Raw genomic sequence first — 25,751 nt, 5'->3', positions numbered from 1 at the left:
CCACACCGGCATTGCGGTGAAGTTCCTGTACGAGAACCAAATCTGAACGGGAAAAAAGGTACGAGACGGACAGCCCCGCACTTCAGAACGACTTCCTGCACTGTGGCCTCCCTGTGCACGTCAGTATCATCGAGAAGTAGTCACCCCCTCACGCGACAACCTGGCCCTAGCTAGTCGAAAAAATGTGCCGTTACAAAGGCAAAATTTTCACAATCCAGACAAAAATTCGGCCTCTCCCTCTTATACATAAATTTATAAAGAGTCTTTCCACAGTGCACCGCACAATCGGCTTTATATGCCGCTGCGTTATTTATTAGCAAAGATCTGGTTAATACTTGAAATCAGATCCTTAGCCGGCGCAAAAAGAATTGGGCAACATCTAAAGACTTTTAGGCAACTGAAGGCGCGAACCACTCACGCGTGCACCGTTACTATCTAGATTTTGAATACGGGTTACGGCGCCAGCAGCAGGAGATGGGCCGGACAGACCCTGCAATCCGAAGACCCGAATCCCGGAACCGGCGCCCCCCGCTTTCAATACCGCCGATGCCTTCTGCCGGAGATCGCACTCGGTTGCCTCCGGCACGACGAGCCCCGCGATTTCCGCTGCCACGCCGCTCAGGTAGTCGATATGCCAGCGCACGGCCTTGTCCCGGCGCAGATGGCGCCCGAGCCGGGCCCGAACCCCGCCCGGGCCATTGGCGCTGCCGCAATAAAGATAAAGCCCGGGCGCGAGCACCGGGTTCCCCAACCGGGCAAGCCCAAGGGTGACCGGCTCCGCGAGCCGCAACAGCAGACCATAGGTTCCAGGACCCACAGGCAACCTGTCCGCCTCTCCTTCCCCGGCGAGAACGCTTGCGCTGAGCTGGCGGGCGATATCTGCCACCTCGGCAGGCATCCCCCGGATCACCGGACCAGCCTTTCCGAGATTCTCTGCGCCATCTCGTCCGCCCGCTCCGCGGACGGGTCCAGACGTTCCCAGTCCGCCATCTGGTTGCGGAACCAGGTTTCCTGGCGCTTCGCATATTGCCGCGTCGCCACGGTCAGACGCCGTTCCGCCTCTTGTCGGTCGATCTCACCCGCCAGAAACGCCGCAATCTCCTTCACACCGATGGCACGCATCGCCGGCAGGCTTTTCGGCAGGTCCAGCTGCAGGAGGCCCCCTGACCTCCTCGATGCCGCCGCAGTCCCAGCATCTGCTGCGCCCGCAGCGCAATCCGCTCATGCAGCCAGGCGCGCGGCGGTGCCAGAACCAGCCGCAGGCATCTGTCGGCAGGGAGAAGCGGTTCGCCGTGGGCTTCCCTTTGCCAGTCGGCCAGCCTCCTGCCAGTGGACACGACGACCTCCAGGGCACGAGTGAGCCTTTGAAGGTCTATCAACTCGCCCGCCGCCTCCGGGTCCAGCTCCAGCAAGGCGTGACGGACGGCCTCAAGACCGCCCTCGTCCGCAAGGGTCCGGCATCGGGTCCTCACCTCGGGATCGATGTCGGGAAGCTCCGCGAACCCTTCCGTGAGCGCCTTGAAATAGAGGCCGGTGCCGCCCACGAAGATCGGCAACCTGCCAAGCGCCCTGATCTCCTGAAGCTCCCGCTCCACCAGCCGCAGCCAGTCGCCGGTCGAAAAGGGATCAGCGGCCGGCAGGACGCCGTAAAGACGGTGAGGCGCACGCGCCAGATCTTCCGTCGGCGGCCGCGCGGTCACGATCGAGAGTTCCCGGTAGAGCTGCATGGAATCCGCGTTCACGATCACGCCATCCAGGGCATCCGCGAGCGCGAGCGCCAATGCCGACTTGCCGCTGGCCGTCGGTCCGGCTATCAGGACAGCATCATATCCGGATTGCCTCCGTCCCCTGCCCGTCGTCCAAGGTCGCGCTCATGTCCTTTGTTGCCACTCTCGTTTCCAATCCGAACAACCCTGCCGTCGACGACGACACCCCTGGCGCGCGTCGCAAGGGCCCTCGGCGCATCGTCCGCCCCGGTCATGCTCAATCCAGGCGTTGCCGGCGAAGTCGTCTTCGACACGACGGACGAAAAGCAATCCGAGGCCGCTGTCCGCGAAACCCTCGCGGGCGCGCCGATCGACGTCTTTGTGCAGCCCATCGACGGCCGGCGCAAGCGTCTGCTGATCGCCGACATGGATTCGACCATGATCCGCCAGGAATGCATTGACGAGCTGGCGGCAGAACTCGGGCTCAAGGACCACATCGCCGCCATCACCGAACGGGCCATGCGCGGCGAGATCGAATTCGAACCGGCCCTGCGCGAGCGGGTGGCCCCTCCTGAAGGGACTGGCGATCTCCGCGATCGACAACCGTTCTCAACACGCGCATCCAGCTCATGCCCGGCGGCCGGACACTCGTGCAGACCATGAAGGCCAATGGCGCCTACTGTGCGCTCGTCTCCGGCGGCTTCACCCACTTTACCGGAGCCGTCGCCGCCATGATCGGCTTCGACGAGAACCAGGCCAATGTACTGATCGAGGATGACGGAACCCTGGCCGGCATCGTTCAGGAACCGATTCTCGGCAAGGATGCCAAACGCAGGCGTCTGGAAGAGCTGGTGGCGGAAAAGAACCTCGCCTTTTCCGAAACGATGGCCGTGGGCGACGGAGCGAACGATCTGGCGATGATCGAGCGCGCAGGCATCGGCATTGCCTACCGCGCCAAGCCCGCCGTCGGTGCTGCCGCCGACATGCGCGTCGATCACGGCGACCTGACCGCGCTCCTCTATCTGCAGGGCTACGCGGCGAGCGACTTCGTCCTGTCCTGACCTAATTGGCGATGGCTCAAACAAAAAGGGCGCCCAAAGGCGCCCTTTTCAATTTCTGACTGCTCTGTATCAGTCGTCGATCCGCACCGGAACGAAGCGCAGTTCGCCGTTCGGGTTGGACAGGAGCAATAGCGCGGAGCGGCGCCCGTCTTCCTTCAGCTTCTTGACCTGGTCGATGACATCGCCCGGCGTTGAGACCGGTTCCTGTGCGACTTCCTTGATCACATCACCCGCCTGGACACGCTTTTCTTCAGCAGAACTGCCCGGCGCAACCTGCTTGACCAGAACCCCTTCGACGTCCTTCTCGATCTTGAACTCTTCCCGTCCGGCATCATCCAGTTCGGAAAGGATCATGCCGAGCACTTCCGTTTCGGCCGGCTTGTCGGCGGGCTTGTCCGTGTCCTGATCGCCGGTCTTGTCTTCCTCCGCGGAGGCTTCCTCGAGCCGGCCCAGGTCCACCTGGAGCGTCACCTTCTCGCCGCGGCGCAGAACCACCACATCCACGGACTTGCCGATCGGAGTCTCAGCAACCATACGCGGCAGTTCGCGCATGTGTTCGACCGGATTGCCGTCGAATTCCAGGATCACGTCGCCCGGCTCGATCTCCGCCTTTTCGGCCGGACCGCCTTCCGTCACCCCGGCGACCAGAGCGCCCATGGCCTCGGCCATGTTCAGGCTCTCGGCGATCTCGTCGGTCACTTCCTGGATCCGGACTCCGAGCCAGCCGCGACGGGTTTCGCCGAATTCGCGGAGCTGGGCGATCACCCGCTTTGCCGTTTTTGCCGGAATGGCGAAGCCGATGCCGATCGAGCCGCCCGACGGCGAGATGATCGCCGTGTTGATGCCGATCACTTCACCGTCCATGTTGAACAGCGGACCTCCCGAGTTGCCCCGGTTGATCGACGCATCGGTCTGGATGAAGTTGTCGTAGGGCCCGGAGTTGATGTCCCGGTTGCGGGCCGAGACGATCCCCACCGTCACCGTTCCGCCGAGGCCGAACGGATTGCCGATGGCCATCACCCAGTCGCCGACGCGGATCTTGTCCGAATCGCCCAGGTTGACATCCGTCAACGGCTTTTCCGGAGTAACCTTGAGGACGGCAAGATCGGTTTTTTCGTCCGTGCCGATGAGTTCGGCCTTCAGCTTGGTGCCGTCATTGAAGTTCGCGGTGATTTCGTCCGCGCCTTCGATGACGTGGTTGTTCGTGACGATGATGCCTTCCTTGCCGTCGATCACGAAGCCGGAGCCGAGCGACTGCACCTTGCGCGGCCGGTCCTCTTCGCGATTCTGGCGGTTGAAGAATTCCTCGAAGAACTCCTGGAAAGGCGACCCTTCCGGGACCTTGGGCAGCGGAACGGACCGCTGTCCCTTCACCGTCTGGGACGTGGAAATATTGACGACTGCGTCTGCAAGGCCCTCGGCCAGATCCGCGACGGAGGCGGGCCCCTGAGCCTGCACGGCAGCCAGAGGCTGCAGGGCGATCAGACCGCCAAGTGCAGCACTTGCGGCCAGCGATTTCATCGTTTTGAGACTGCGTTGGTAGAAACCAGGAGCCATTTGGGCTTCTCCTCCATCCGTTCCGGATCGGTGGCCGGTCACAGACCGGCTTGAAGATACAAACATATACGAGAATGGAACGGGCGGGAGAACAGAAGATCCCCCGCCCTGCAAAATTGTGTTACCCGCGGATAAACCAGACGAGCAGAACGCCGAGCGCCAGTCCGACGAGACCTGCAATCCGCAGGCTCTGGTCGGACATGTTCAGTGCGGCACGCATCACGTTCTTCATTCCGCCCGGAGCCAGGGCATAGAGCGTGCCCTCAAGGGCAAGCACCAGCCCCATGGCGGTCAGGAAGTCGGTCATTGTCCGGCGTCAGCCGTGTTTCCCTTGCCACCTTTTCCCGTCGGATCATTGAAATAACGGAAGAAGTTGGAATCCGGCGAGAGCACCAGGCTGGTATCCCCTTCGCGCAGTCCGGCCTCATAGGCCTGCATGGACCGGTAGAAGGCGAAGAAGTCCGGATCCTTGCTGTAGGCTTCCGCGAAGATGCGGTTGCGTTCCGCATCGCCTTCACCACGAGTGATGTCCGCGTCACGCTTTGCTTCCGCAACCACAACCGTCACCTCGCGATCGGCGCGGGAGCGAATGCGGCGGGCCTGTTCCTCACCCTGTGCACGGAGTTCTGAGGCTTCACGCTGGCGTTCGGTCTGCATCCGCCGGAAGATGGCCTGGGAGTTGGCCTCGGGAAGGTCCGCACGGCGGATCTTCACATCGACCACCTCGATCCCAAGATCCGCAGCACTCGCGCTGACATTCTTGCGGATGTTCTCCATCAGCCCGTCACGATCGTCGCGGACGACGGCAATGAAGGAGGCCTTACCCAGCTCAGACCGCAGGGACGACTGAAGGAAGGTCGAAAGCCGGCGGTTTGCCTGGTTGATGTTGTTCACACGCTGGTAGAACAGAACCGGATTGGAAATCCGGTAGCGTGCGAAGGCATCCACCACGAGACGCTTCTTGTCCGAAGCGATTACTTCCTGCGGCGGCATGTTCAGATCGAGGATACGCTTGTCCAGATAGATCACGTTCTGAATGAACGGGTATTTGAACTGAACGCCAGGCTCCTGCACCACCTTCTCGACACGGCCGAGCTGCAGAACCAACGCCTGCTGCGCCGGATTGACGACAAAGACCGACATGTAGGCAAGAAACGCTACGACGGCGACCAGTATTCCAAGGAGTCCGCTACGCATTATTGGTTCCCTCCCGTCTGGCCGGTCTGCTTCGTGCCGCCCGAAGACAGCTGGTTGAGCGGCAGATATGGCAGGACGCCCTGACCTGAAGCCTTGTTGTCGATAATGATCTTGGAGTTGGTGCCGAGAACCTTTTCAAGCGTCTCCAGATACAGACGCTCCCGGGTCACGCCAGGCGCCTTCTTGTACTGCTCGTAGATCTTCTCGAAGCGCTGGGACTGACCGGTCGCCTCGGCGATGGCCTGTTCGCGATAGCCGTTGGCTTTTTCAGTGACACGGGCCGCTTCACCGCGAGCTTCCGGAACAACCTTGTTCGCATAGGCTTGCGCTTCGTTCTGGATCCGCTCCTGGTCGGCACGGGCAGCCTGAACGTCGCGGAAAGCGTCGATCACCTGCGCCGGCGGGTCCACCTTCTGCATCTGCACTTCGGTGATCTCGATACCCGCCTTGTAGTCGTCGAGCGTTTTCTGCATCAGTTCGTCGACCGCACGCTCGGTCTCGACACGGCTTTCGGTCAGAATCGCGTCGATCTTGGACCGGCCCACCACTTCGCGCATGGAGCTTTCGGCAACCGCCTTCACGGTGCCTTCCGGGTTCTGGATGTTGAACAGGTAGTTGTCGATGCCTTCGCGGGTGTTCTTGATACGCCACTGCACCTTGAAGCCAACATCGACGATGTTCTCGTCACCGGTCAGCATCAGGCTTTCCTCAGGAACTTCTCGGGACGTGATCGACGTACCGCGAACGCTTTCCTGGACGCCCACGGTCATTTCGCGCTGCAGCTCGACCTGCGGCTTGTAAACCTCACCGATCGGATAGGGCCAGTTGTAGTTGAAACCGGCTCCGGTCTGGTCGGTCACCTTGCCGAGCACGAGTTCGACACCGACCTCACCCTTACCTTCGTCGACGATGTAAATGCCGGTTGCAAGCCAGCCGACAACGGCCAGACCGACAACGATCGCAATTCCCAGAGCACCGAAACCGCCGCCGCCACCGGGCAGGACGTTCTTCATCCGGTCCTGGGTTCGTTTCAGGAGTTCTTCAAGATCGGGCGGTTGGCCGCCTCCGCCACGGTTCGGACCGCCGCCCCATGGGCCGCCGTTGTTTCCGCCGCCGCCGCCCCAAGGGCCGCCGTTATTGCCGCCGCCCTTCCAGGGACCGCCACCACCGCCTGACTGATTGCTCCAAGGCATCAAGACTTCCTTTTTCCCAGCTCCCGGGCTTTTGCACCTTCCTTTTTCGAAGGCGTCCCGGGACTACATTCGGCCTGTTTTCACTCACCGCAGGTTATAGGGAGGTTACCGAGCGCTTTCAACGCATAGGCATGTTTCACGCCGGCCGACCTCCCCTTTTTTCCGTAATTGCCACTTGGTGGCCGTTTTCAAGGCTTTCAAGGGCCGTTTCGGCTTATCGGTGCGCTATTAGAGCGCAAGGCAACAATTAAGGATGGTTTGACGGCGCAAGACCGGTCGCTCGACAGGAATTTTGGTCCTATACGCAGAGAACCATGTCGACATGGGGGATATCGTCTTCCAGATAGACCTCGGAAACGGTGCTAAAACCGAATTCGCCGTAAAACCGTTCCAGATGGGCCTGTGCCGACAGATGGATCGGAGCCTCCGGCGCCAGCGCGTGCGCCTTTTCGATGCCGTCGCGCATAAGCCTCTGACCGAGTTTCAGCCCGCGATACTGAGGCGCGATCACCACCCGGCCGATACGTGACGGCCGGTCCGCGCCGCTACCGGCAAACAGACGCAGCGCACCGGCAATCTCTCCGGACGGGGAAAGCAGAAAATAATGCAGGGCAACAGGGTCCTTGCCGTCGATCTCGCCGAAGGCGCACGCCTGCTCGACCACGAACACATCCTGGCGCAGTTTCAGAAGGTCATGCACCTCCCGTCCGCTGAGCGCGTCAAAGCCGGACCATTTTCCGGTGATGTGCGGGGAACCGCCCGCCGCTGAAACCGACATCGCCAGCCTTCAGTGCGCCAGGAGAAGCGGAACTTTGGCCGTTTCCAGCATATCCCGGGTGGTCCCGCCGATGATGTTCTGCCGGATGCGCATGTGGCCATAAGCGCCCATGACGACCAGATCGGCACCAAGGGCGCCCGCCTCGTCCTGAAGAACCCGCGAAACCGGCCGGTCACCGGAAGCAACCGAGCGGACCTCGACCTCCACTCCGTGGCGTGCCAGAACCACCGCCATGTCGGCGCCGGGCACCTCGCCGTGATCGTCCGGCCCCGTCACCGGGTCGATGACGATCAGGCTCACCTTGTCCGCTGCCTTCAGAAGAGGCAATGCATCGGAGACGGCTTCGGCTGCCTGGGAACGGGAATTCCAGGCGATCATCACATTCGTGCCGATGCTTTCCGGCGCCTTGCCGGCGGGCAAGAATAACAGCGGCCTGCCGGAATCGAACAGGGCGCCATCAATCACCTGGCGTTCGACGGTGCTCAGATCGTCTTCTTCCGTCCTCTGCATGATCGTCAGGTCGGCATAGATTGCATGGCGGGCGACCAGGTTGTCCTCCCGCGCGACGATCGTCTGATGGGCGCGAACCTCGAAGGACAGGCCTTCGCGGGCAAGCAGGGCGTCCACATCTTCGGCCGCCTGTTTCAGGGCCGCCGCCCGCTCCTCGCTCTCCTTCACCCAGATTTCCGTGTAGCCGACACTGCCGTAACCGTAGAACGGCAGGGACTCCACCTCGCCGACCAGAAGCACGGCCAGATGGGCGTCGAACCACCTTGCGATCCGAATGGAGCTTTGCAGGCTTTCCGGCAGATCGGATCTGTAATCCACAACGGCCAGCACGGTTTTGAAGGACATGGGTGCCTCTTCCATCTTCCTGAACCTGCCGGGCGGCAGGTTCCAAGTCACTCAAGCCGCCTGATACGGCCTCTCAACAGTCTCGTTCAAGCCATATCAGACGGATTGCGCCCGGCGATAGGTGACAAATTCGAAATCGGCGGAATCCCGGTCACTCCGTTCCCCCTTGATCCGCGCCGTCTCCCGCCAGATCGCCGGATCGATGTCGGGAAAATGAGTGTCGGCTTCCGGATCCGCCTGCACCTCGGTGATTTCCAGCCGGTCGGCCCGGTCCATGGCCTGATGGTAGATCTGCCCACCACCCATGACGATAATATCATCGACGGCGAGATCGGCGGCAAGCGCGAACGCCCGCTCCAGAGCCTCCTCCAGGGAAGCCACCACGTCCGCACCGTCGGCACGGAAGCCGTTCCGGGAAATCACGATATTCGGCCGGCCGGGCAAAGGCCGTCCGAGCGACTCGAACGTCTTGCGCCCCATGACGACCGGCTTGCCGAGGGTCATGGCCTTGAAGTGCTTCAGGTCCGACGGCAGCCGCCAGGGCATGTCATTGTCCAGACCGATTGCGCCGTTGCGGGCCACTGCCGCGATCAGAACGATTTGGGGCATGTCTTCTCCCGTGTTTCGCCATCCACTCATAGGCACGCGCGAGGTTGTGATCAATTCGGGAGCGCATTCCCATATAATAAGGTGTTGAAGGATGGGCCGCATTATAGAGGAAGCATCCCGAATGAACGAGATGGACAAGCAATTGCTGGCGGAACGGGTCCGATCCGTCCTCCCGGACGAGAACGTCACCCACCGGCCGATGTTCGGCAGCATCGGCTTCATGCTGAACGGCAACCTGCTCTGCGGCGCCGGCAAGAAAGGCCTGATGATCCGGATCGATCCGGCCCGTGAAGCGGACATCCTGAAATCGCCCCATGTCGCGCCTGTCCACATGTCGGAACGCAAAATGCCCGGCTTTCTGCGCGTCGGCCCAGACGGTTTGGCGAGCGACGAGGATCTGGAGCACTGGATCGGACTGGCAATGGATTACGTGGGCCAGATGCCGGCGAAAGAGAAGAAGTAGAGATCGGAGAAACCGACCGTTCAAATTGCTGCAGGCGAATCGCTCAGACTTCGATTTTCCTTTCGATAAAATCGTCGAAATCGAAGTCTTTCGGTTCGCCCGACGCCTCGCCCGCCTCCAGAGCGGCCCAGAGCGCATCGCCCTTGGCTTCCTGTTCCTCAAGCAGCCGCAGCCCTGCGTGGACCACATCGTTCACACTGGCATAGCGGCCGGTCTTCACACGACTGTCGACAAATCCGGCAAAGTGGTCGCCGAGGGAAAGCGAGGTGTTTCTAGCCATGACAAACTCCAATGTACAGCAATGTACCAAAAATTGGTACTAGCGACAAGAACGGCTCAAACCTTGTGTTTCCTCACACCGCAATCGGCGCAGAGATATGCGGATGCGGATCGTAGTCCGAGAGGGCGAAATCCTCGTATTTGAAAGCGAAGAGATCGGTAACGTCCGGATTGATCGTCATGGTCGGCAGCGATCTTGGCGTTCGGGTCAGCTGTTCCCGGGCCTGGTCGAAGTGGTTGTGATAAAGATGCGCATCGCCGAAGGTATGGACGAAATCGCCCGGTTTCAGGCCCGTCACCTGCGCGATCATCATGGTCAGGAGCGCATAGGAGGCGATGTTGAACGGCACGCCGAGGAAAACATCCGCCGAGCGCTGGTAGAGCTGACAGGAGAGCTTCCCCTCCGCCACGTAGAACTGGAACAGGGAATGGCACGGCGGCAGGGCCATGTCGTCGACCAGTGCCGGGTTCCAGGCGGATACGATCAAGCGGCGGGAATTCGGCGTCTCGCGGATCATCTTCAAGAGATTTGAAATCTGGTCGATGGAGCGCCCGTCCGGTGCCGGCCAGGAACGCCACTGATAGCCGTAGACCGGCCCTAACTCGCCTTTTTCGTCGGCCCAGTCGTCCCAGATCTTCACCCCGTGTTCCTGCAGGTAGCGCACGTTGGTGTCCCCGGCGAGGAACCACAGCAGCTCATAAATGATCGACTTCAGGTGCAGCTTCTTGGTCGTGACAAGCGGGAAACCTTGCGACAGGTCGAAGCGCATCTGATGACCGAAGACCGACCGGGTGCCGGTTCCCGTCCGGTCGCCTCGATCGACGCCCTTGTCGAGGATGAGCTGCATGAGGTCGAGATATTGCTGCAAATCGCTGTTCCCGTGGTGCTTCGGCTTTCGCCCGTATTTGCCTGCTTTCCAGATACCCACAAAGTGCCAGATTCGCGAGCTTTCCGCCGGTCATATCCCCACTCTTCAAGCTTGGCGCATCCAGACAGAAATTTTGCAGGTCGATGCACAGCCCCTTTTATTTGCCGACACAAGACCTTATATCTGGCGTGCCGGTTCGCCGGCTACGGCAATAAATGGTCAGTGCAATAAACCTATCGGACCCGGGGGCGGTACCCGGCGCCTCCACCCAAGCACACCGGAAAACGAACGCATTCTGCGGTGTGTTTCGGCGGGGGCGAAATAGGATCGACGAGGGCGTAAAGACTGTGCTTTTGCTCGGCATGGTACCACCGACATCGGGCCATCCTAATAGTTGCAAATGACAACTATGCTTCGGACATGGCTGTTGCTGCGTAACGCAGTACCGGTAGTCCACTAAAGCCCTGACGGGTAGCACCATCAGGCGGGGTTCGGAGGCACCTGGCAACAGAAGCCTCCACTTTCTCCCAACCAAACGACAAAAAACCCCGTGAGGCGACGAATTGGGGCCTTTTCTTTTCGCGCTCCAACCGTCAAATTGCATGAAGCTCAAACAAGTGACGACTCGGAAGCCAACGAAGACAAGATGTCCGAAGACCTACTCAGATACGACATCCTCATCCAGGACGCGCTGCGCGGCGCGGTGAAGAAAATTCTTGCCGAGGTGGGGCGCACAGGTCTTCCGGGCGAGCATCACTTCTATATCGCCTTCGATACGCGCGCACCGGGCGTGCGGATCTCCCAGCGCCTGAAAGAGCGCTATCCGCAGGAGATGACCATCGTCCTCCAGCATCAGTTCTGGGATCTTGCGATCGGCGAACATGCCTTCGAGGTCGGTCTGTCCTTCGGCGGTGTCGCCGAAAAGCTCCTGGTGCCCTATTCCGCCATCAAGGGCTTCTTCGACCCGTCTGTCCAGTTTGCCCTTGAATTCGATCCCGGCAAGACGGCGGAAGAACTGCCCGAGGAACTTCTGGAAGCGGTTGAGGAACTCGCCAGGGCCGAACAGGCCGAGGCGGAAGAAGCTGCCGGCAACGACGAGAAGCCTCTGGCTGAAACCGCGTCTTCCGAATCCGCCGACAAGGCGAAAGCCTCCGACGCGGACAAGGGCGACGCCAGCGGTCAGGTCGTCTCTCTCGATGCCTTCCGGAAAAAACCCTGATCTCAGACGGGCAAGCTGATGAGCGCCGAGATCGTCAATCTGCGCCAGGCAAGGAAACGCAAGGCCCGCTCCGACCGAGAGGCCCGGGCGGAGGATAACCGCGTGAAATTCGGCCGGACAAAGGCGGAAAAGCAGGCATCGAAGCACGAAAGAGCCATCCTGGAAAAGACCGTGGACGGTCATCGGCTTACAACGTCCGACGACGCCCCTTCCCCGTCCGCCGACTAGGGCCATCCGGCATGCCGCTGGTCAAAAGATCCATATCCCTGCACGGCCACCGTACCAGCCTGGCGCTGGAGCCGGAATTCTGGGACGTGGTGGACGAAGCGGCCAGAGCCCGAAAAATGGCGCTTGCCGCCCTCATTGCCGAAATCGATGACAACCGCGATCCGGAAGACGCCCTGTCGTCCTCCGTGCGCGTCTGGGCACTCAAGGCAGTGCTCGCGGGCTCTCCAGAGACTTAATTCTAGTTCGCTCCGCCGTTGATCAGCGGATCCGGTGGCCTGTTCAGTTCGGACGCCGGGATACCGATTTCCCGGGCGATCAGATCGTCGATCACCTGCGGTGGCTCGAGAGGCGGCAGTGTCCCGGTCGCCTCCCCCTCGTCCGGAGCCGCAAGGCCTCCAGGCTGAAGGTTCATGGGGCCGCCGAGCCCGTTGCCCTGGGCGCCGATGACGGAACGGATACGATTGGCGAAGTCCGCCGGATCGGTGCCGGCTTCACGGCGCGGCTTTTCTCCGGGAGCAACCGTAACGTTATTCCGGCTTTGATCTTCCGGCAGGCTGGTTTCGCCTCCCGTTGCCGGAGCCGCATTACCGGTTCCGTTTACATTTCGGTTCGAATCTGGAGTGCCCGTGCCTGCGTCAGCACCGGTAGCCGCAGCATCTGCTGCAGCTTCTGCCGCACGTGCCGCTTCTTCTGCAGCCCGCGCAGCCGCTTCTTCCGCTTCCCGCTTGCGCCGCACCCGCTCGTGCTTGATCCGCTTCATTTCGCGTAGCAGCCGGTCACGTTCCAGGATTTCCGCCTGCAGTTTTTCGACCCTCTGCACCTCCTGCTCGAAGGCACGCAGGGTCAGGAAAGCGGTGAAGGGAGAGATGTCCACCGTCCGCACCGGAGCTTCAACCGGACCACTGAAAACCATACCGACCTGCGGCTCTGCTCCGGTGACGGCGTTCTCGCCCGGATCCACCTTCACGGAGAAGTCTCCATTCAGGGTCCAGTCGTTCAGATTGACCTCCGAAGAGCCGAAAATATCCGCGCGGCTGGAATCGACCACCACATTGCGTGCGCTCAACCGCCCGCCGATCAGGGTGACTGTGCCTTCGATCCGCTTGAAGCCGAGGCTTCCGGCCGCCATGTGGTTCAGGAAAACCTCGCGGATCTTGTCGTCATGCAGATCCAGCCCCGCGTCGACCGCCCTGATCACCAGCGGAAAGGCCTGCGGATTGACGCCTCTGAGTTCACCGTCGGTCACGGCGAAGGTTCCGCCACCGGTCAGACCGGACACAATCCCTGAAATCGTCCGGCCGCTGCCCTGGTATTCCAGAAAGAGGTCGAATGACCCCGTTGCCACCGGCCGGTCATTATGGACCCACACCAGATCGCGCATAGAGCCGCTGGTCAGCCTTATGGTTCCGGAGACCGCCCCTTCCGCCCCGGAACGGCGAACGGCGAGCGTGCCGTCAAGCGTTCCGTTGGCGAATGTGCCGTTCAGTCCGTCGAGACGCATCATCGTCGGCGTAAGCCGCAACTCCGCCTTTGCGCCGTGAACCGTGTCTGTCTCCGTGTCATCGAAGATCAGGCGGTCGGCGGAAAGCTGAAGCGTCAGGTCCGTTTGGGACAGGAGTGGCGCTCCGAAAGCACCGTTCGGCCAGATGCTGGAGCCGTCACCGGCGGAAAACCATTGATCGCTCCCGAGGATCGCTTCCGACAGGAACCTCAGATCGAGCGCGCTCAGGTTCAAGCTACCCTTGAACCGGCGATTGCTTTCACCCTGAAGCGGTTCCAGATCTCCGGCCAGATCGCCCTCTACGGCCACGCCGGCGACCTTGCCGGTCAGCTTCGAGACCTCGATCTTGCTGCCCGTTCCAACGACATCGAAATCGACGACGGCATCGATGTCGCCCGCCATGACGGGAAGAACCCGGCCGAACAGCAAGGCATAGGGTGCGATATCCGGCGCCGACGCCGAGACCGAAAGCCGGTAGTCCGGATCCTTGTCCTTCTGAAGCGTCACCCGTCCTTCTACCCCCAGGGTGGCATCACCGGTAGAGCCACTCAAGGAGACATCCAGACCGTCTTTCGGCCGTCCGATTGCAGTCAGGCGGACTTCGCCGGCTCCGAGGCTGCCGACCGGCAGAACAGCGAACCCCAACTGCCGCAGGATCTGATCGCCGCTCGGACCGGACAGGCTCAGGCCGAGCTCGATTTCCGCCGAATGCCATGCATCGACACGGCCATTGAAATTCATACCGAAGTCGGCTTCGGCACCGCCGGCATCGCCGTTCAGCTTGAAATCGATCTGGCTGATGCCTCCCTGCGCAGACGCCCTCAGATTAGCCTGGAATTTGGCCGGAACCAGATGCCCCGACGCCTGCTCAAGGCGTCCGACCAGCGCATTGTCCGGCAGCATGCTGCCCAGCACCGCCGTAATGCCGGTCAGGTCGGTCGCGTTCAGCGTTCCCGTCAGCTGACCTTCCGGCGCCGTCAGGATATCGTCGACCCGGCCGCTGACATCCACTTCGGCCCCGGCCAGATCTTCCGCATAGAGCCGGTCGATCCGTAACCCGTTATCCGAATACTGCGCCTCCAGCGACAGCCCCTTGCCATCCACCCCGCGCACGCTGACTTCGCGCGCCTGTACCCGCAAAGAAACATCCAGGTCCTTCGGCCCGTCTTCGGGCCGTTCGAACAGGCTTGCAAGTGTCTCGACCTGATCGATGTCGAGCTTGTCCGCATCGAGACTGAGTGAGAAGACCGCATTACCCGAGCGCGGTTTCTGATAGGACAACCCGCCTGTCGCCTGCGAACCCGCCATATTCAGGCGCAGATTGTCGAGCGCGACACCATCGGGAACGAGACTGAGCCGCCCTTCCATCGAGATCGGCTGGATTGCGGATGCGCCCTTGCCCGTCTGCCGCCACCAGGCAGCAAAGGCACCCGGCTGTTCGGAGGAAGCAGACACGCTGCCGCGATAGGTGAGATCCGGATCCAGGCCGAGATCGCCCTGTGTTGCGATGACCGTTCGTCCGGGCAACCGACCGGCAAATCGCGCAACCCGCCATCCGCTCAACGCGGTCTCAAGGTCGAGTTTCACGTCTTGAACCAATCCGCCGCCGAGGACGACGGCCGGAACGTCCAGCGCGACCACTCCGTCCATATCCGGGATCGGAACCGCCTTGAGAGCGGCAATCAGCCTGGACGCCGCGTCATCGACAGACACCGGCGACTGGGGACCGCCACCGAAGATCCGGTCCAGATCGACCTGCTTCGAGCGTCCGCGAATTTCAAAGCGCCTGTTCCCGGAATAGGCAAGATCGGCGCTGCCATCCAATCCGAGGGTCCGATCCTCCGGACCATAGCGAAATTCAAAAGAGGGAACCTGCAGCCCGTCGACATTGGCGGAAAATGCGCCTTCCGCCCGCCACGCATTGTCTAGCCTGTCCTCGTCCTGGATCGAGGCGAGCGAAAAATTTCCCTCAAAGTCCGGCACCCCGTCCTTCTGGGACAGCGTGCCGTCGACTGCCAGGTCGATCGGCCATGCGGAGGGCGTAAGCTGCCCCTTGACCCGTATGGTGCCGTTGTCCAGTTCCTTGCCGGTCGCAAGCCGCAGACTGTAAGGCTTGCCGTCATAGGTGGTGCTGCCGTCGATCTTGAACGGGCCAGCGAGGGTTCGGGCGCTGATCAGCAGGTTGCCGTTGTCGAACCGGTGTGTCTCGCCGTTCCGCGCATCGATCACCGACACGGCCCCGTCAACGATGGAAACCCGTTCGAAGGCGACGTCCTCTGCCGGCAGTTCGCCGAGAACGCCATCGGACGTTTTCGCCGTCAACCAGTCCAGACGGCCGCTTTCGTCAAGTGACAGGCTCAGATGCGGACGCTCCAGCTCCATATCGAGCACCCGGACTTCCCCCTTCAATAGGGGCGGCAACTCGATACGCATCTGGAAACGGGACACGACCAGAAGCGGATCTTCCGCCTCGCCGACGCGCACATCGGTGAAGGTCACCGCCGGAGACGGCAGGAGACGGATGTCCGCGTCGCCGAGCACCGTGACCTTGTGGCCCAGCGCCTGTTCCGCATATTTTTCAAAGGTGGAGCGATAAACGGTCCAATCGACCAAAAACGGCCCTACCAGTGCCGTTACCAGCACCAGAATGATCGCGACGCCAATCGTGATATAGACCGAATTCAGGCCCTGCTCTCCTTGCTTGCCGGCTCAAAAACCCCGGCGTTTCCGGCGATTCGAAATTCTATCATGACATAGGCACGATCTTGCCAGGATTCAGGATATTATCGGGATCAAGTGCCCGTTTGATGGCAGCCATCATATCGACGCCGCCGCCGTGCTCTTTTCGAAGATATTTCATCTTGCCCTGTCCGACGCCGTGCTCGCCGGTACAGGTGCCTTCCATTTCGATCGCCCGCCAGTTGAGACGTTCCACGAAACCTTCCGCCTTGGCCACTTCTTCGTCGTTGTCTTCATCGACAAGAACCAGAACGTGGAAATTGCCGTCTCCGACGTGACCGACCACGGTTGCCAGCAAGCCCTCAGCCTCAATGTCCTTCTTGGATGCCGTCACGCATTCCGCAAGACGCGAGATCGGCACGCAGACATCGGTCGCGACCCCCTTGGACCCCGGGCGGAGCGTGAAGGACGCCCAGTAGGCATCGTGGCGCGCCGTCCAGAGATTGGTGCGATCTTCCGCCTTTGTCGCCCAGTCGAACGGACCGCCGCCGTATTCCTCGGCGATGGCGCCGAACAGTTCCGACTGTTCCTTCACCCCGGCGTCGCTACCGTGGAACTCCAGGAACAGGGTCGGCGTTTCGTCCAGGGTCAGCTTCGAATAGATATTACAGGCCTTTACCTGCAACTCGTCCAGAAGCTCGATCCGCGCAACGGGAATCCCGCACTGGATCGTCGCGATCACCGCCTGACAGGCGGCTTCGATGCTCGGGAACGGGCAGACCCCGCCGGAAATCGCTTCCGGCTGGCCGTGGAGGCGGACCGTCAATTCGGTGATGATGCCAAGCGTGCCTTCCGAGCCGACCATCAGCCGGGTCAGGTCATAGCCGGCCGATGACTTGCGGGCCCGGCCGCCGGTCTTGATGATCTCGCCGGAGGCCGTGACCACCGTCAGACCCAGAACCGCATCCTTCATGGTGCCATAACGCACCGCATTGGTGCCTGATGCCCGGGTCGCCGCCATGCCGCCAAGGCTTGCGTCCGCGCCCGGATCGATCGGGAAGAACAGACCGGTATCGCGCAGATAACTATTCAGCTGCTTGCGGGTGACGCCGGCTTCGATGCGGCAATCCAGATCCTCGGCATTCACTGCCAGAATGCGGTTCATGCGGGACAGATCGATCGAGATGCCGCCGCCCGGCGCATTGACATGACCTTCCAGCGAAGACCCGGTGCCGAAGGGAATGATCGGCACCTTGTGCTCCGCGCAGATCCGCACAACGTCGGCGACCTCTTCCGTGCTCTCGGCAAAGATCACCGCGTCGGGCGCCTGGTTGGGCAGCCATGTCGTGGTATGGCCATGCTGCTCGCGCACGGCCTGCGACCGGGAACAGCGCTCGCCGAATTTCTGGGTCAGAATGTCGGCGACGAGAGCGGCGCTCGCCTCGTTGCGTTCCACCGGAGCCTGTAAAGCAGTCAAGGACATGGTTCGGCTTCCCTTTTCTGTTTTTATCCGAGAGCGTTTCCGCTTCCTGTAGCAAATATGTTAGGCCAGCTTGCGAAGGTGAAAGTCAAGCGCCCTTGGCGCCACACAGAAGGAGAAATTATGTCCGTTACCTGGCCGACGCAGATGATCGAAAGTTCCCGAATGACCGTCCAGGACGATTGGATCGATTACAACGGCCATCTCAACATGGCCTATTATGTGGTTCTGTTCGACAGGGCCTGTGACGAGGTCTTCGAAAAACTGGGGCTCGGCGAAAGCTATCTGAAAGAGCGCAACGCCTCCTATTTTACGGCAGAGACCCATATCTGCTACATCCGCGAACTGGCAGCGGGAACGCCGGTGACCGTCCGCCTGCAACTCGTCGACCACGACGCCAAGCGCTGCCATTTCTATCAGGAAATCCACCACGCGGACGAAGGCTGGCTTTCGGCCACCAACGAACAGATCAGCCTCCATGTGGACATGGGCGCCCGCAAGGTCGTTCCCTGGCCGGAAGACATTGCAGAAAATATTCAGGCCCTCGCCGATGCCCAGTCCGGCCTGCCGCGGCCCGAACGCTCCGGACGCCGCATCGAAATCAAGCGCAAACCCGCTTGAGGCGGAAATCCTGTTCCGGGCCCGACACTGTAGCAGGGCCCGGTAGGTTCAGCACGCTCAGCCGTAGTGATTGGCCACGACCACTTCGGCGATTTCCTTGGAATCCACCACACCGACCACGTCATCCGGACGCGGAATCCGGCCGTCGCCGCCCACGATGATGGCGTAGCTTCGGCTGCGGTTGTTCATTCGGGTGATCACGGAGTTCAGGATGTTCGAGGCCGGGGCGATCACGTAGTCGCTCGACAAAACCTCACGCAGGGTCTGGCCGGAAAAGCGGTCCGCCTGATAGGGAATGGTGCCGAAGCGGACGAAACCGGCAATTCGGGCTCCATCGGAGACGATGATATGGGCGTCTCCCGCCTCCATGATCGTGGCAATGGCTTCCTGGATCGGCGTATCGATCGGCAGGATCTTGAAATTGGTCGCCATCACTTCCTTGATCGGCTTCACCAGGTACATGTTCGTATGCCGGTTGACCGGGATCGGCCGCCCGCGGTGGCGCAGCTTGATGGTGTAGATGTTGTCCGTGATCAGCCAGCGGCGCACACCGACCGCGATCGCCACCGCAAGAACCAGCGGCACGATCACGTTATAGTCCCGCGTCATCTCGAAGATCATCACAATGGCCGTCATCGAGGCGCCGGTAGCCCCGCCGACCAGCGCGCCCATGCCGACAAGGGCGAATTCCGCGGCAATGAACCCATGCTCGGGAAACAGCCAGCTGCCGATCACACCCATAAGGCCGCCCAGCGTGGCGCCGATGAACAGTGAGGGAGAAAAGACCCCGCCGGATGCGCCCGAGCCCAGGCTGACCGATGTCGCCACGATCTTGGCGACGAGCAGCACCGCGAGCAGGACAACCGTATAGGGCGTCGCATTCAGAATGTCCTGAATGGTCGCGTAACCGACACCGGAGGTGTGATAATTCCCGGTCGTGACGAAGAACGCATACCCCATGCAGCCGATGATCAGCATGCCGATGATGTTCTGGGTATAGTCGTTGCCGGGCAGCGTCGGAAAAAGATCCTCGCACCATGCGAGCGTGCGGATGAAGGCCCAGGAAGCAATTCCTGCCGCCACCCCGAGAAACGCATAGGCGACAAGCTGAACCGGGTCGATGGCTTCAATCGCCGTCACATTGGCCACCGGCACGATAAAGGCCGGGTCGAGACCGAAGGCGATACGGCCGGCATAGGTCGCGGTCGCTGTCGCGACAACGACCGGAAGAAACGTTCTGCTGCTGACTTCCGGCAGAAGCATCTCCACCGCGAACAGCACACCGCCCAGAGGCGTGTTGAAGGTGGCGGCGATCCCAGCACCGGCACCGGCCGACAGCAGCGTGATCTTCTGCCAGCGCACCAGGCGCAGTTTCCGGGCGATCGTGGATCCGAACGAAGCGCCGATCTGAATGATCGGTCCTTCCCGGCCGACCGAAGCACCGCTGCCGATGGAAATGGCCGACGCGAACGACTTGACCACCGCAACGACGCCGCGCACGTCGCCCTTGTTGTGGTAAATCGCATACATGACTTCCGGAACGCCGTGGCCCTTGGCCTCCGGTGCGAACGTCTTGACCAGAAAGACGACGATCAGGCCGCCGACGACGGGAACCAGTATGACCAGCGCTCCGAGCGGACTGGGCGCGTCGAACTGGTTCGCGTCATAGACCGTCGAAAACGTCCCGTAATAAAACAGGTTATGAACGAGGGAGATCAGGTATCGGAAGACAACCGCTCCCGCGGCCGCGACGATGCCGATGGCAAAGGCGATAATGCAAAGCATCGGCACGGAAAAGACGCGGTCTTGGTCTTCGGATGAGATGACGGTTTCGGCGGCGGGTGAATTCGACGGATCAGCGACGGACATGAGTAGCCAACATTTATGGGCAGCAGGTGACGGTCTTGGGCGAGTTCATACCTGGCCACGGCCCGAATGGACCGTTCGTACGGCAGGAGGCCTGCTGGAGAGCCAGGGAATGTTCCTGTCCTGAACCTGCAGCTTCCGAAAATCAAGGGAAAAGCTAAGAAATTTTACATTTGACTGCGCAATTTTCCGGCAAATCCTTAATACTCGTCCAATACTGGAATGATATCGCCGCCCCAGGGTAATACCAATCGTGATTGATCATGCCTGATTGGCTCCTCTCCGTAATGCGCCGCTTCGGCCTGATCAAAGTCGGCCTGAAGACGATCCCTGCGGGCATCCGGCTGAACTTCAATGAATTCATGGCCCAAAAGCGGCCGCTGGTCTGGCTGCTGGCGCTTTGCATCGGTGCAATCGTGTCCTGGGCGGCGATCCTGTTCCGCGAAGCCATCGGCCTGGTGCAACTGGTGTGGCTCGGCACATCGAGCGAGAACGTCATCACCGCGCTGGCCGACCTGCCCTGGTATGTGATTGTCGGCGCGCCCACGGTCGGAGGCCTGCTTGTCGGCCTGCTGCTGAGGTATGTTCAGCCGACGCAGCGCACCTACAGTGTCGCCGATGTCATCGAAGCACGGGCCAGAGGAGCTGAAGGCCTGTTGTTCAGACCCGGTATGACATCTGCCCTGATTACCGCCCTTTCCCTCGGCTCCGGAGCAAGTGCCGGCCGTGAGGGTCCCGTGGTTCATCTGGGCGCGACCATCGGCGCCAGCCTCAGCCGGCTGTTTCAATTGCCTGCGTCCGCGCGGCGCATATTGCTGGCCTGCGGCGTTGCCAGCGCCGTATCTGCGTCCTTCAACGCCCCGATTGCCGGTGTGCTCTTTGCCCACGAGGTCATCCTCGGACACTACGCCCTGTCGGCCATTTCCCCAATCGCGATTGCCGCCGTCACCGGCACCGTCTTTTCACGGCTGTGGTTCGGGGACGTCGCAGCCTTCGTGATCCCCGGACACCAGATCACTTCCTACTGGGAGTTTCCCGCCTTCGCGCTTCTGGGCGTGACCTGCGCGGTCGTGGCCATATGCTTCCAGTTCGCGCTGATCGGCACCGATTGGGTCGCCCGGAACATCCCCATGGCTCTTTGGGTCAGGCCCGTGGTCGGCGGCTGCGCGGTCGGCACCATCGCGCTGGCCTTCCCGGCCGTCGTCGGCGTCGGCTACGAGGCGACCGACGCAGCCCTCAAGGACCAATTCTCGATCTCCATGCTGCTGTCCCTGCTGGTGGCCAAGACCGCAGCGACCGCCATCACGCTGGCGTCCCGGTTCGGCGGCGGCATCTTCTCGCCATCCCTTTATCTCGGTGCGATGGCCGGCGGCGCCTTCGGACTGATCGCTGCCTCCGTCTTCCCGGAAATGGCCTCCAGCGAAGGCCTTTATTCCATCCTCGGAATGGGGGCTGTGGCCGCCGCGGTTCTCGGCGCACCGGTCTCCACCACCATGATCGTGTTCGAACTGACCGGCGGCTATACGCTTTCCATCGCCCTGCTTCTGACCGTCTCCATCGCCACCGGCATCACCCAGGCCTTCCACGGCCGGTCCTATTTCCAGTGGCAGCTCGCAACCCACGGCGTTCTCGCCACCGAAGGCCCGCACCGCTTCCTGAGCACGTCCGTCAAGGTCCGCGATTTCATGGACCCTGCCCCGGAAGCGGAAGAAGAGCGGACATTCAGCATCGAAACCGGCGGTCCCTACCTGCATGCGACCGCCTCGCTTGAAAGCGCGTTGAAAGTATTCAAGGAGACGGGACGCGAGACTCTGCCCGTGGTCGACATCAACGACCTGGAAACGATCATCGGCATCGCCCACCACGTCCATGCGCTCACCTACTTCAATTCGGCGCTGATCGAGGCGGCGGAGGAAGAGCACCGATAAGGTAGCAATCCAATCACTGCCACCGGCGCGGCGGATCCAGCGGTTTCACGTCGCCCACATTCGGCTGGCCGGTAAACCGGCCGGTGCGCATTTTCCAGTTGTTGATGGCGTCATGAATCTCGGCCTGCCGCCAGCGCAGTCCAGGCAGCGAGAACGGATCGAGCCCCGCCCAGGGCAGGAAGGGATTGCGCCTGAGCGACCCGTAGATGCCGAGCCGCACGGTCGGTTTCGTGCTGACGCCACGCGCATGGAACCCGTGGGTGTCGGCGACCACCAGCGTATTGGCCGGAACCGCGAGCTTCGCCGGCTCGCGATAGCCCAGACCGGCAAGCTCTTCGTCGGAGACCCGGAACGAGCCGAGCGTATGCATGGACCTTTTCTGGGAACAGGCGGCGATCGCCTGCTCCCGTTCCCAGGCAAGCCGTTCCGGGGTCAGCCGGTGGGAGCCGGGCACATAGGTGAAAGGCCCGCCGTCCTCCGCAAGGTCGGTGAGGAAATACCAGCACTTGGCCGTCGGCTGGAACGTGTCGGAGTGAAACACCGTCTGCGGGTCCCGCTTGCCGCGGTCCGGTTCGGCGAAAACCGTATGGATGAAGGTGATCGGGTCCGCATTGCTGGAACTGATATAGCGCAGCAGGCCCTGAAACAGCCGGCCGGTGACGAACGCCCCGAACTCGGGCAGCTCGTTCAGCATCCTGCGCGTGATCGGCGTGAACCGGGTGACCGTATGGCCCTGGAGCATTTCCTGGGCGGAAAACGCGTTGTCCTCGACCTCGTGCTTAAGCCGCTCGAACGCCTCCTGCGGCAGCGCATTGGGGCAGATCACGAAACCGTCGCGCGCGTAGGCTTCCGCGTGTTCCGGAGACACCAGATGCCTCATCTGCCGACGGCGGAAATCCGCCATGCGCTCCGCAAGCTGCAGCCGTTTTTCATGCAGGCCGTGCTCGTTCAGCCACCGGTTGCCGATGACAGGGTTGGTCACGAAGGACTTCGCGCCCGTTGCCAGTTCCGCGGTCCAGAGCGGCATTCTGAATATATCTGTCGCCCTCATCAGACCCCCTGAATGATAGCGTCGAGTATTAGTTCGTTGGGGACTGGCGTCAGGTCAAGCCACAAATTCCACTAAACAGGCTTTGTCGCACTTTCCAGCCAGGTCCGCGTTTCATCGTCCAGAAGCGGACCGACCTTCTCGAAAACCCGCTTGTGATAGGCGTTCAGCCAGTCCCGCTCACCCGTAGTCAGGAGCGAAACATCCACCAGCCGTGTGTCGATCGGCGCAAGCGTCAGAGTTTCGAACCCGAGCATGGTGCGTTCGCCGCCCTCAATCGGGCCCGCTTCGGTGACAAGTTCCAGGTTTTCGATCCGGATACCGTATTCCCCGGCCGGGTAATAGCCCGGCTCGTTGGACAGGATCATGCCCGGCTTCAGCGGCACGGTCCCGGTCTTGGCAATCCGTTGCGGACCTTCGTGAACGGAGAGATACGACCCGACCCCGTGGCCAGTGCCGTGATCGAAATCGAGACCGGCCTTCCACAGATCGATCCGGGCCAGGGTGTCGAGCTGTGCTCCGGTCGTCCCTTCCGGAAAGCGCGCCGCGGAAATCGCGATATGGCCCTTGAGCACCAGGGTGTTGTTCCGCTTCATCTCCGTGGACACGGTCCCCACCGCAATCGTGCGGGTTATGTCCGTCGTGCCGTCCTCGTACTGGGCACCGCTGTCGATCAGGAACGGCTTTCCGACCGGGATCGGCAGGTTGCTCTTTTCGCTGACCCGGTAATGGCAGATGGCCCCATTGGGGCCCGCCCCCGAAATCGTATCGAAGGAAATGTCCTTGAGCGCGCCAGTCTCGATCCGGAATTCTTCCAGCTTCCGCGCCGCACCGATCTCGTCGAGCTGACCCGTCGGCGCCACTTCGTCGAACCAGCACAGGAACCGCGCATAGGCGACCGCATCGCGCAGATGCGCGGCCCGCGCGCCGGCGATTTCCGTCTCGTTTTTGATCGCCTTGGGAAGAAGCACGGGATCGGTCGCCTCCACCAGCGCTCCGCCCGCCTCTGTAATGGCCGTTGCGATCGCTTCACCCGCCAGGCCCGGATCGATCAGGACTTTCCTCCCCGCAGCCCCCAGATCCGCAAGTCCGACCTTGAAACCCGACGGTTCCGCGATGTCGGTCAGTTCTTCCAGAGCGTCGCGCACCGAATTGGACAGTTTGCGGCCATCGATATAGAGGGTCGGACGGCCTTCCACGGGAACCGTAGCGAAAGACAGCGGCAACGGTGTATGCGGGACATCGGCGCCGCGGATATTGAACAGCCAGGCGATTGAATCCGGCTGGGTCAGAACGCCAGCGTCCGCTTTCTTCTTCAGGATCTCGGCCTGGATCTCGGCAATCTTGGCGATTGCAGACTTTCCGGCCAGCGCCTCCGGATGAAGCATGACCTGGCCGAGCGGCGGCTCCGGCCGGTCTTCCCAGACCGCATCCAGCGGATTTTCCTCCAGTGCGACCAACTCCGCCCCGGCCTCGGCGCAGACCTCGCGCAGTTTCCGGACCTCGCGCACCGTGTGCAACATCGGATCGAAGCCGAGTTTCTGACCCGGCTTCAAAAGCCCGGCGAGCCAGTCGGTCAGCGGTTCGTTGATCAGGTGGCGTGCCGGAAAGACGGGCCATATCCACCTGCTCGCGCACCTGGATGGTGTAGCGCCCGTCGACGAAGATCGCCGCCTCGTCGCCCAGGACCGCGGCAAGGCCAGCCGAACCGGAAAAGCCGGTTAGCCACTGCAGCCTGCAGTCGGACTCGGGCACATATTCGCCCTGATGCGCATCGGCCCTAGGAACAAGAAAGCCATCCAGGCCACGGCGCTTGAGTTCTACCCTGAGAAGGGCCGCATGCGGCGCTCCGCAGGAAGGATCGGCGAGATCATCAAAGTTTCTGGAACATGCCGGAAAGCTAAATCCTCACCGGGAACCGATCAAGCTGGATAATTCTCCCTGAGTTGGACCACGAACGAAAAAATCATGTCCTTATTTCGCAGGCGCAACCATTTATCTCGCATATGCGAAAAACGCAGAACTGGCATGCAGGATTGCATCTACCTCATACCGGAACCAGCGCCCATATTCAGGCCAACAAAACAAAGGCAGCGAATCCCCTGGAGGATGCGCCCGTTCACACAAAGCATGGAGAACCCCCATGGCAATGACCACCACCTTCAGCGGCGCAGGCCGTTCCACGTCCACCGGTTTTGTGCGCCGCGCGTTTCGACCGCATGATCGATGCCCGCTCCAAGCAGGCGCGCCGCTATGTCAACGGCTACCTTCTGTCGCTCGATGACGCAACGCTTGCCTCTCACGGCTTCGACCGTGCCGAGCTGGAACGCGAAGGCTCCTCGCCGATCGTTTTCTAAGCCGACTATCTGGCGTAACGATAAAAAGAAGCGCGATGGCATGGCCACCGCGCTCTTTTTTTGCCTAAGCCCCGGGGAAGCCCGTTTCAGGCGGTCTTGCGGCCACGGACCCAGCGTCAGCGTCAGCCAGCCGTCCTTCTGGCGCGACCGGACCAGATGAAATCCCTGGCACCGGTAGGCGAACAGAATGCGCGGCCCGTCCTCGATCCTCAGCCCCGACAGCACAAGCGTCGCCGTCGCCGCACAGTGCGCGCCGA

At 61.5% G+C, this 25,751-nt stretch carries 22 protein-coding genes, 1 other RNA gene and 3 pseudogenes; 8 read left to right on the top strand and 18 right to left on the bottom strand.

Features of this window, described 5'->3' with window-relative positions; translation table 11 throughout:
* Positions 1–379: 379 nt before the first annotated feature.
* The 3 genes from ABIN98_RS15275 to ABIN98_RS15265 are packed head-to-tail and all read right to left on the bottom strand — an operon-like array spanning position 380 to position 1,781.
* The gene (locus ABIN98_RS15275; RefSeq protein ID WP_346911312.1) at positions 380–886 is read right to left on the bottom strand and encodes a DUF123 domain-containing protein; all 507 of its coding nucleotides are present in this window, start codon (positions 884–886) and stop codon (positions 380–382) included.
* Between the two features lie 20 nt (positions 887–906).
* Complete coding sequence (locus ABIN98_RS15270; protein WP_346911310.1) at positions 907–1,122, bottom strand: hypothetical protein; 216 nt, start codon at positions 1,120–1,122, stop codon at positions 907–909.
* Positions 1,104–1,781 (bottom strand): tRNA (adenosine(37)-N6)-dimethylallyltransferase MiaA, encoded by a 678-nt coding sequence (locus ABIN98_RS15265; RefSeq protein ID WP_346911308.1) that lies wholly within the window; start codon positions 1,779–1,781, stop codon positions 1,104–1,106. Before ABIN98_RS15265 ends, ABIN98_RS15270 begins: the two co-directional genes overlap by 19 nt.
* Positions 1,782–1,873: 92 nt before the next feature.
* Here ABIN98_RS15265 and serB point away from each other — a divergent pair.
* Positions 1,874–2,767: pseudogene (gene serB, locus ABIN98_RS15260) on the top strand (phosphoserine phosphatase SerB).
* Between the two features lie 69 nt (positions 2,768–2,836).
* Here the strand turns inward: serB and ABIN98_RS15255 are convergent.
* The 7 genes from ABIN98_RS15255 to ABIN98_RS15225 form a co-directional block, all read right to left on the bottom strand.
* On the bottom strand, positions 2,837–4,324 hold the full coding sequence (locus ABIN98_RS15255; protein WP_346911304.1) for a DegQ family serine endoprotease: 1,488 nt from the start codon (positions 4,322–4,324) through the stop codon (positions 2,837–2,839).
* A 121-nt stretch (positions 4,325–4,445) separates the two neighbouring features.
* A complete protein-coding gene (locus ABIN98_RS15250) occupies positions 4,446–4,631 on the bottom strand; it encodes a DUF2065 domain-containing protein (RefSeq protein ID WP_346911302.1) in 186 nt (61 codons plus the stop codon).
* Positions 4,628–5,521 (bottom strand): protease modulator HflC, encoded by an 894-nt coding sequence (gene hflC, locus ABIN98_RS15245; RefSeq protein ID WP_346911300.1) that lies wholly within the window; start codon positions 5,519–5,521, stop codon positions 4,628–4,630. The genes ABIN98_RS15250 and hflC overlap by 4 nt, the downstream gene beginning before the upstream one ends.
* Positions 5,521–6,714, bottom strand: coding sequence for an FtsH protease activity modulator HflK (gene hflK / locus ABIN98_RS15240; protein ID WP_346911298.1), 1,194 nt, complete (start codon positions 6,712–6,714; stop codon positions 5,521–5,523). Before hflK ends, hflC begins: the two co-directional genes overlap by 1 nt.
* Positions 6,715–7,012: 298 nt before the next feature.
* The gene (locus tag ABIN98_RS15235) at positions 7,013–7,492 is read right to left on the bottom strand and encodes a GNAT family N-acetyltransferase (RefSeq protein ID WP_346911296.1); all 480 of its coding nucleotides are present in this window, start codon (positions 7,490–7,492) and stop codon (positions 7,013–7,015) included.
* A 9-nt stretch (positions 7,493–7,501) separates the two neighbouring features.
* Complete coding sequence (locus ABIN98_RS15230) at positions 7,502–8,347, bottom strand: universal stress protein (RefSeq protein ID WP_346911294.1); 846 nt, start codon at positions 8,345–8,347, stop codon at positions 7,502–7,504.
* Between the two features lie 96 nt (positions 8,348–8,443).
* Positions 8,444–8,956 (bottom strand): dihydrofolate reductase, encoded by a 513-nt coding sequence (locus ABIN98_RS15225; RefSeq protein WP_346911292.1) that lies wholly within the window; start codon positions 8,954–8,956, stop codon positions 8,444–8,446.
* A gap of 121 nt (positions 8,957–9,077) precedes the next feature.
* Between ABIN98_RS15225 and ABIN98_RS15220 the strand changes: the two genes are divergently transcribed.
* The gene (locus tag ABIN98_RS15220; protein WP_346911290.1) at positions 9,078–9,419 is read left to right on the top strand and encodes a TfoX/Sxy family protein; all 342 of its coding nucleotides are present in this window, start codon (positions 9,078–9,080) and stop codon (positions 9,417–9,419) included.
* Between the two features lie 43 nt (positions 9,420–9,462).
* On the opposite strand, the gene ABIN98_RS15215 is transcribed toward ABIN98_RS15220, so the two are convergent.
* Entirely contained in the window at positions 9,463–9,699 is a 237-nt protein-coding gene (locus ABIN98_RS15215; protein ID WP_346911288.1) for a type II toxin-antitoxin system ParD family antitoxin, read from the bottom strand.
* A gap of 73 nt (positions 9,700–9,772) precedes the next feature.
* Positions 9,773–10,567 (bottom strand): thymidylate synthase, encoded by a 795-nt coding sequence (locus tag ABIN98_RS15210; RefSeq protein ID WP_346911286.1) that lies wholly within the window; start codon positions 10,565–10,567, stop codon positions 9,773–9,775.
* A 151-nt stretch (positions 10,568–10,718) separates the two neighbouring features.
* Here ABIN98_RS15210 and ssrA point away from each other — a divergent pair.
* The 4 genes from ssrA (at position 10,719) to ABIN98_RS15190 (ending at position 12,250) form a co-directional block, all read left to right on the top strand.
* Positions 10,719–11,089: a transfer-messenger RNA gene (gene ssrA / locus ABIN98_RS15205) on the top strand.
* A 124-nt stretch (positions 11,090–11,213) separates the two neighbouring features.
* The gene (locus ABIN98_RS15200; RefSeq protein WP_346911284.1) at positions 11,214–11,786 is read left to right on the top strand and encodes a ClpXP protease specificity-enhancing factor SspB; all 573 of its coding nucleotides are present in this window, start codon (positions 11,214–11,216) and stop codon (positions 11,784–11,786) included.
* 18 nt (positions 11,787–11,804) lie between these two features.
* On the top strand, positions 11,805–12,014 hold the full coding sequence (locus tag ABIN98_RS15195; protein WP_346911282.1) for a DUF4169 family protein: 210 nt from the start codon (positions 11,805–11,807) through the stop codon (positions 12,012–12,014).
* An 11-nt stretch (positions 12,015–12,025) separates the two neighbouring features.
* Positions 12,026–12,250 carry a ribbon-helix-helix domain-containing protein gene (locus ABIN98_RS15190; protein ID WP_346911280.1) on the top strand — a complete coding sequence of 75 codons (225 nt, stop codon included), beginning with the start codon at positions 12,026–12,028 and terminating at the stop codon, positions 12,248–12,250.
* Positions 12,251–12,252: 2 nt separating this feature from the next.
* On the opposite strand, the gene ABIN98_RS15185 is transcribed toward ABIN98_RS15190, so the two are convergent.
* Together ABIN98_RS15185 and ABIN98_RS15180 are read right to left on the bottom strand one after the other, a co-directional pair.
* Entirely contained in the window at positions 12,253–16,179 is a 3,927-nt protein-coding gene (locus ABIN98_RS15185; protein WP_346911314.1) for an AsmA-like C-terminal region-containing protein, read from the bottom strand.
* Positions 16,180–16,261: 82 nt separating this feature from the next.
* The gene (locus ABIN98_RS15180; protein ID WP_346911278.1) at positions 16,262–17,677 is read right to left on the bottom strand and encodes an FAD-linked oxidase C-terminal domain-containing protein; all 1,416 of its coding nucleotides are present in this window, start codon (positions 17,675–17,677) and stop codon (positions 16,262–16,264) included.
* A 120-nt stretch (positions 17,678–17,797) separates the two neighbouring features.
* Here ABIN98_RS15180 and ABIN98_RS15175 point away from each other — a divergent pair, with 120 nt between their 5' ends.
* Entirely contained in the window at positions 17,798–18,295 is a 498-nt protein-coding gene (locus tag ABIN98_RS15175) for a thioesterase family protein (RefSeq protein ID WP_346911276.1), read from the top strand.
* Positions 18,296–18,352: 57 nt separating this feature from the next.
* On the opposite strand, the gene ABIN98_RS15170 is transcribed toward ABIN98_RS15175, so the two are convergent.
* Positions 18,353–20,164, bottom strand: a complete 1,812-nt coding sequence (locus tag ABIN98_RS15170; protein ID WP_346911274.1) for a chloride channel protein — start codon at positions 20,162–20,164, stop codon at positions 18,353–18,355.
* 284 nt (positions 20,165–20,448) lie between these two features.
* Between ABIN98_RS15170 and ABIN98_RS15165 the strand changes: the two genes are divergently transcribed.
* The gene (locus tag ABIN98_RS15165) at positions 20,449–22,089 is read left to right on the top strand and encodes a chloride channel protein (protein ID WP_394701517.1); all 1,641 of its coding nucleotides are present in this window, start codon (positions 20,449–20,451) and stop codon (positions 22,087–22,089) included.
* Between the two features lie 13 nt (positions 22,090–22,102).
* Here the strand turns inward: ABIN98_RS15165 and ABIN98_RS15160 are convergent, their stop codons facing one another.
* The 3 genes and pseudogenes from ABIN98_RS15160 to ABIN98_RS15150 form a co-directional block, all read right to left on the bottom strand.
* The gene (locus ABIN98_RS15160) at positions 22,103–23,116 is read right to left on the bottom strand and encodes a phytanoyl-CoA dioxygenase family protein (RefSeq protein ID WP_346911270.1); all 1,014 of its coding nucleotides are present in this window, start codon (positions 23,114–23,116) and stop codon (positions 22,103–22,105) included.
* A gap of 95 nt (positions 23,117–23,211) precedes the next feature.
* Positions 23,212–24,940 (bottom strand): annotated as a pseudogene (locus ABIN98_RS15155) (aminopeptidase P family protein).
* Positions 24,941–25,299: 359 nt separating this feature from the next.
* Positions 25,300–25,751: pseudogene (locus tag ABIN98_RS15150) on the bottom strand (hypothetical protein); the annotation flags it as partial.

It is taken from the genome of uncultured Roseibium sp. (genome assembly GCF_963675095.2).
Lineage (GTDB): Bacteria > Pseudomonadota > Alphaproteobacteria > Rhizobiales > Stappiaceae > Roseibium.
This window is presented reverse-complemented; position numbering and strand designations above follow the sequence as displayed.

What these genes read in the sequence shown, in the direction of transcription:
- ABIN98_RS15270 (WP_346911310.1), bottom strand. Translation starts at nt 1,122, where the DNA reads ATGCGTGCCATCGGTGTGAAGGAGATTGCGGCGTTTCTGGCGGGTGAG.
- ABIN98_RS15160 (WP_346911270.1), bottom strand. Translation starts at nt 23,116, where the DNA reads ATGCCGCTCTGGACCGCGGAACTGGCAACGGGCGCGAAGTCCTTCGTG.
- ABIN98_RS15200 (WP_346911284.1), top strand. Translation starts at nt 11,214, where the DNA reads ATGTCCGAAGACCTACTCAGATACGACATCCTCATCCAGGACGCGCTG.
- ABIN98_RS15235 (WP_346911296.1), bottom strand. Translation starts at nt 7,492, where the DNA reads ATGTCGGTTTCAGCGGCGGGCGGTTCCCCGCACATCACCGGAAAATGG.
- ABIN98_RS15180 (WP_346911278.1), bottom strand. Translation starts at nt 17,677, where the DNA reads ATGTCCTTGACTGCTTTACAGGCTCCGGTGGAACGCAACGAGGCGAGC.
- hflK (WP_346911298.1), bottom strand. Translation starts at nt 6,714, where the DNA reads ATGCCTTGGAGCAATCAGTCAGGCGGTGGTGGCGGTCCCTGGAAGGGC.
- ABIN98_RS15170 (WP_346911274.1), bottom strand. Translation starts at nt 20,164, where the DNA reads ATGTCCGTCGCTGATCCGTCGAATTCACCCGCCGCCGAAACCGTCATC.
- hflC (WP_346911300.1), bottom strand. Translation starts at nt 5,521, where the DNA reads ATGCGTAGCGGACTCCTTGGAATACTGGTCGCCGTCGTAGCGTTTCTT.
- ABIN98_RS15175 (WP_346911276.1), top strand. Translation starts at nt 17,798, where the DNA reads ATGTCCGTTACCTGGCCGACGCAGATGATCGAAAGTTCCCGAATGACC.
- ABIN98_RS15250 (WP_346911302.1), bottom strand. Translation starts at nt 4,631, where the DNA reads ATGACCGACTTCCTGACCGCCATGGGGCTGGTGCTTGCCCTTGAGGGC.
- ABIN98_RS15230 (WP_346911294.1), bottom strand. Translation starts at nt 8,347, where the DNA reads ATGTCCTTCAAAACCGTGCTGGCCGTTGTGGATTACAGATCCGATCTG.
- ABIN98_RS15195 (WP_346911282.1), top strand. Translation starts at nt 11,805, where the DNA reads ATGAGCGCCGAGATCGTCAATCTGCGCCAGGCAAGGAAACGCAAGGCC.
- ABIN98_RS15255 (WP_346911304.1), bottom strand. Translation starts at nt 4,324, where the DNA reads ATGGCTCCTGGTTTCTACCAACGCAGTCTCAAAACGATGAAATCGCTG.
- ABIN98_RS15225 (WP_346911292.1), bottom strand. Translation starts at nt 8,956, where the DNA reads ATGCCCCAAATCGTTCTGATCGCGGCAGTGGCCCGCAACGGCGCAATC.
- ABIN98_RS15165 (WP_394701517.1), top strand. Translation starts at nt 20,449, where the DNA reads ATGCGCCGCTTCGGCCTGATCAAAGTCGGCCTGAAGACGATCCCTGCG.
- ABIN98_RS15190 (WP_346911280.1), top strand. Translation starts at nt 12,026, where the DNA reads ATGCCGCTGGTCAAAAGATCCATATCCCTGCACGGCCACCGTACCAGC.
- ABIN98_RS15220 (WP_346911290.1), top strand. Translation starts at nt 9,078, where the DNA reads ATGAACGAGATGGACAAGCAATTGCTGGCGGAACGGGTCCGATCCGTC.
- ABIN98_RS15215 (WP_346911288.1), bottom strand. Translation starts at nt 9,699, where the DNA reads ATGGCTAGAAACACCTCGCTTTCCCTCGGCGACCACTTTGCCGGATTT.